The organism is Cupriavidus neocaledonicus (assembly GCF_000372525.1).
Taxonomy (GTDB): Bacteria; Pseudomonadota; Gammaproteobacteria; order Burkholderiales; family Burkholderiaceae; genus Cupriavidus; species Cupriavidus neocaledonicus.
The window spans coordinates 1-4,816 of the sequence record NZ_AQUR01000034.1 but is presented as its reverse complement, the minus strand read 5'-3'; the positions used below and the strand labels follow the sequence as shown (position 1 = coordinate 4,816).

Here is a 4,816-nt window from a genome sequence, read left to right as displayed (position 1 = left end):
ATCGCATGCGCCGGGGATGCTCGCCGTCGGCAGAGCCGCAAACCGCTTGAGCAGCTCCTTGGCGCGCCGATCCCGCCGCGGATCACCAAGATCCAGACTCTCGAATTCCTCGTCCACCCATGCCCCCGACTCGTTGCTCATTGCTGCGCGAAAATCCGAGAGTAAACGCGAGTCTGGCGAAGTTAACAACCCCCTTACCTCGAAATTCCCGGGACTTCAAGCTCCAAGCCTCGCCGCGGAGACGGTCCTACTTCCGTATAAGGGGATGCCTTATAACTGATCGCCGTTAAATTGAGTTCGTAGGACTTTTGTATAGTCACATTCAATCGTTTGCGTTGGGCTCAGGACTGCTATTGCTTTCCTTCGTTGAACGCAAGCCCGCAAGATTCGTGCGCATTCCACTGATGGCGGACAGTGATTCCAGACTCATCGCGGACAGTGTTCCATGCGAAGGCGGACACCTTGCGCTGGCGTCCTGAGTGACGGGGTGAATCGTAACCGAAGTGTCCGCCATCAGGATGCAATGACGGTTCGGCGGCGGTGTTTCAATCGCGGCGTTGAGCTTGTCGGGGCGGCTGCGCGGCCCGCCAGGCAGCCCCGGCACTGCGGGTATGGCATCAACCAGGGCTTCGAAGACCACCGAGTCGTGCCAATTGGCACCGGTCACGGCCAGCGCCGCGCCGGTCTACGACGAGGTGGCGTTTGGTGCCGAGCTTGCCACGGTCGGTGGGGTTCGGGCCGGTCTGCTGCCCCCCTGGAGGCTAGTCACAGCCGCACCATCGATACTCGCCCGGCTCCAATCGACCTGGTCATGCTCACGCAATCGCGTCAGCAGGGCCAGTTGCAAGCGTTCCCAGATGCCGCTGGCCTACCAATCACGAAGGCGACGCCAGCAAGTCATACCGCGGCCGAAGCCCAGTTCCTGCGGCAAGTCTTCCCACGCAATCCCCTTCGCAAGGGCTTGCTTGCGATGCTGGTTTCGGGGCAAGTCGAAAACCTCTGGCTCGATCGAGTTGGACGCGCAGGTCACGTGTGGCGAGTGGTAGCCAATCGATGTGCCGCGCAGCGCGCAAATCATCATGGAACTCGACTACCTCAACCATGTCGAAATGGCACGATTAGTTGAACCGAATCGGGCGATTTGAAAGATGAAGCTGTTCCTTCTGAAAGTACTTTAATGGATGATTCATTATGATAAATTCGCAATCGAAAATTATTTGGCCGCCGACAGGTAACGCTGCCGATCCGTATATCGATCTCGAAGAACTCGATAGTCCCACTGTCAATTCATGGGTTTTCGCTCAGACAGCCCGTACTATGGAAATGTACGGACGCACGTCAGCCGCCGACGTGCTAACTAAGCGGCTCGTCGAGACCATGATGGACCAAGATCGCATCGTCATATGCTCGCGCTGGGGTAACTGGGCTTACAATACTTGGCTTGACGGAGCGCATCCGCTCGGTTTCGTACGGCGTACGCCCTGGAATGCCTGGATCGAGGGCAACCCACAATGGGAAGTGGTACTGGAGGTCGATGCGCTTGACTTGAACAACCGAAACGGGGACGGCACGCGCTGGGCTCTGGCGGGCTTTCATCTTATTTATCCCACTGCTGATCGCGCACTGGTCTTCCTGTCGCCCGGCGGTTCCGATACTTGTATCGTGCGGGAATTCGACGTGGAAGCGCGTGCGTTTGTTGAGAACGGATTCGAACTACCAGATTCCGGTCACCACAGCGTTGCATGGATCGATCGAGATACGGTTTATGCGAGCTGGGATGACAGCGCAGTAAACGCGGCCCCCGCTGTCACTGTTTCCGGTCACCCGCGACAGGTGCGCAGATGGAAGCGCGGAACGCCAGTAGCGGATGCGCCGGTGGTGTTCGAATGCGAGCCTGACGACTTGGGTGCGTCAGCGAATTACGACCCAATCCAAGCACGTCATATTGCAAGCCGCAGCACGACATTCTACGAACGGGAGCAATTCTGGCTCGATGAAAAGGCTCGTGAATGGCGGTTGTACGATGTGCCGCGTAATACGGCTGCTTTGTTTGAGTGGAGCGAATGGCTATTCGTCACGCCGCGCACCAATTGGCACGTCAACGAGACGGCTTATCGGGGCGGTTCTTTACTGGCCATTCGACGTGACGCATTTCTCGACGGTGATCGCCACTTCACCGTACTTTTCACGCCAACTGACGAGAATGTACTGTCGGGGGTGCGTTATACGAAGCACTGGCTAATCGTCTCTGACAAGAGCGAAAGCGTTACCCGCGTGACGCTTTGGCGTCCGCCAGACTCGGTCGACGACACGTGGCAATCTCGAGCGTATCCGTTGCCGGCCGGATGCGAAGCATCTGTGACCGCCGTCGATAGAGCACGCGATGACACTGTACTGATCTACGTCGATCACTTCCTGACACCACCAGCGCTGTACCATGCCGATCTCTCCAGTGACACACCTTGGCACCAGCTCGGACAGCTTCCCGCACGCTTCGATTCAACCGGATTCCTCGCGTTGCGCCGGCATGCCATGGCACCCGATGGCGTGCAGATTCCCTATTGGGTGATCGGCCGCGAGGCAGATCTTCAGGGTACCCCTCGACCTTGCCTGCTCTATGGATACGGCGGATTCGAAATCCGGCTCGATACACCCGCCTATATGGGCACTTTGGGATTCTCCTGGCTAGAACCGGGCGGTGTGTACGCAATCGCGAGCATCCGGGGGGGAGGTGAGTTCGGGCCTGGCTGGCATCAAGCCGCGCAACGAGAAAAACGTCCGGTCGCATTTGGTGATTTCATTGCCGTCGCTGAGGCATTGATCAGCTCCAGTGTTACCACCCCGGGGCAACTCGCGATCCAAGGGGCGAGCAACGGCGGGTTGTTAACCGCAGCGTGCATGATCCAGCGTCCGGATTTATTCGGTGCCGTTATCTCGCATGTGCCAGTGCTCGACATGTCACGCTTTCACCTGTTGTTGCAGGGCGCTTTGTGGGTCGACGAGTACGGCAATCCCGACGATGCCGACGATCGCCGGATGCTTATGGCTTACTCACCCTATCACAACGTAAAGCCGGACGTCTCCTATCCGCCGGTTCTATTCACATCATCGTCCACTGACGATCGCGTGCATCCAGGCCATGCACGAAAGATGGTCGCGAAAATGCAGGCACTCGGACATCGCGAGGTCTTCTACCTAGAACAGCGCGATGGCGGTCATGGCGCTGGCGTCGAACCCGAAACCAGAGCCCGCGCCAGTGCAACGACATTTGAGTTCCTGCGGGCAAAGATTGGGGCGTCGTTACGACCGAACGCGTGACCCGATTTTAAGCGTCACACACTGGCTTTCTTGCGGCAAGAATAGTCCCCCGTGCAAATACCGATGATCGTCCTACGACTCCCCACCGCTAACCTATATTAGCGATATAGGCGTGTTTTCTGGTGAAACTGTCGCTAAGCGGCATCGTGATTGCTTTGCACACCGGCATTCCGTGGAAAGACTTGCCGCAGGAACTGGGCTTTGGCAGCGGCATGACCTACTGGCGTCGTCTGCGTGACTGGCAGGCCAGTGGCGTCTGGACGCGCATGCACCTGGCCCTGCTAACCCGCCTGCGCGAGCATGGTCAGATCGATTGGAGTCGGGCAAGCATCGATGCTGCGGCAGTGGCCAGCCCCCGGGGGCCAGCAGACCGAAGCCGCGGTGGCATCGGACATCTTGACCAGCAGCACGGCGCGGCTCATGCGCTCCACCAGTACGCCCACTGCCGAGCGGTTACCCGCACCCTTGATGGGGTCGCCTTCCCAGTGCCCGGGCATGAGCCTGTCGTTGACCTCAGGCGGGCGCTCATGGATGCTGACCATGTCGGGAATTTGGCCACGCCGGTCGGTGCCACGCGAGCGCAGCAGGTGCTTAGCGTGGCCCTGGCGCAGACAAGCGATGAGCTGGCGACGCAGTTCGCCGCGCGGGTAGGCGTAAATGGCGTTGTAGATGGTCTCGTGGGACACGTGGCGCTCGCGGTGGTCAGGAAAGGCGCGCTTGAGAGTAGCGGGATTTCCTGGGGTGACCACTTTTGGTCAAGGAAGTGGCGCACCACGCGCCACAGCACACTGTCGGCAGCGAGTTTGCGGGCGGGACGGCTGGCCTGGCGGCGTTGCGCGCGGCGGGCTTACGCTGTCATTGCCCCATAGCCACCGCTTGCTGTCGCGTTGCGGCGAAGCTCGCGCTTCAGCGTTGAAGGCGCACGCCCCAGCCTGCGCCCATCTCGCGCTGACTGACTTTCTCCGCCTTCCAAATCTCGATGCGCATGCGCTCTTCGGATTGCAGTTGCGGTACTTCGTTTTTGTCATTCACCACACCTTACCGGATGGCAAGGTGTTGCACTTCAGATTTTGAGGTCGCCGTGATTATTACTTATAGAATTCAGAATTAAATTTGCGAATGACTGCATTTTCTTTCCTCGAGTCAGAGTTGTATTTTGCAGGGATGGATGTGACGCGAAACTTGAAGTTAAGGATGCTCTGCAAAAATTAGCCAGCAGATGTGCTTGAAATGAATCGTCGAGCCAGCGAGCATGTGGCGCATGAAACAAACTGACCTTGCTGAACTTGTCGACCAAGCGCANCCGCAAGCGCGAATTCCTGGACGAGATGAACCGNGTGGTGCCGTGGGCNGATCTGGTGATGCTGATCGCTCCGTACGCCCNAGAAGGCAAGCGCGGCCGTCCCCCGTTCGCGGTCGAGGCNATGCTGCGCATCCACTTCCTTCAGCAATGGTTCGGCCTGTCGGACCCGGCGATGGAAGAAGCGCTGCACGACGT

Annotated in this window: 2 protein-coding genes and 4 pseudogenes; 3 read left to right on the top strand and 3 right to left on the bottom strand. The window is 58.6% G+C overall.

Going from position 1 to position 4,816, the window contains the following annotated elements; genetic code table 11:
• Nucleotides 1–141 (bottom strand): IS4/Tn5 family transposase DNA-binding protein (locus A3AG_RS32475; protein ID WP_018003679.1); only part of this gene is annotated, 141 nt, incomplete at its 3' end.
• 412 nt (nucleotides 142–553) lie between these two features.
• Nucleotides 554–958 (bottom strand): annotated as a pseudogene (locus tag A3AG_RS32470) (transposase); the annotation flags it as partial.
• Nucleotides 959–1,191: 233 nt separating this feature from the next.
• Here A3AG_RS32470 and A3AG_RS32465 point away from each other — a divergent pair.
• Both A3AG_RS32465 and A3AG_RS32460 read left to right on the top strand, forming a co-directional pair.
• Nucleotides 1,192–3,318: a prolyl oligopeptidase family serine peptidase gene (locus tag A3AG_RS32465; protein WP_012354770.1), complete on the top strand. Its 2,127-nt coding sequence runs from the start codon at nucleotides 1,192–1,194 to the stop codon at nucleotides 3,316–3,318.
• A gap of 125 nt (nucleotides 3,319–3,443) precedes the next feature.
• Nucleotides 3,444–3,710 (top strand): annotated as a pseudogene (locus tag A3AG_RS32460) (transposase); the annotation flags it as partial.
• Here A3AG_RS32460 and A3AG_RS32455 read toward each other — a convergent pair.
• Nucleotides 3,690–4,305, bottom strand: a pseudogene (locus tag A3AG_RS32455) (IS30 family transposase); the annotation flags it as partial. The pseudogenes A3AG_RS32460 and A3AG_RS32455 overlap by 21 nt on opposite strands.
• Before the next feature lie 274 nt (nucleotides 4,306–4,579).
• On the opposite strand from A3AG_RS32455, the pseudogene A3AG_RS30990 reads away from it, so the two are divergent.
• Nucleotides 4,580–4,816: pseudogene (locus tag A3AG_RS30990) on the top strand (transposase); the annotation flags it as partial.

Bases quoted from the DNA above. Each gene is read 5' to 3' on its own strand.
- A3AG_RS32465 (WP_012354770.1), top strand. From the start codon at position 1,192: ATGATAAATTCGCAATCGAAAATTATTTGGCCGCCGACAGGTAACGCT.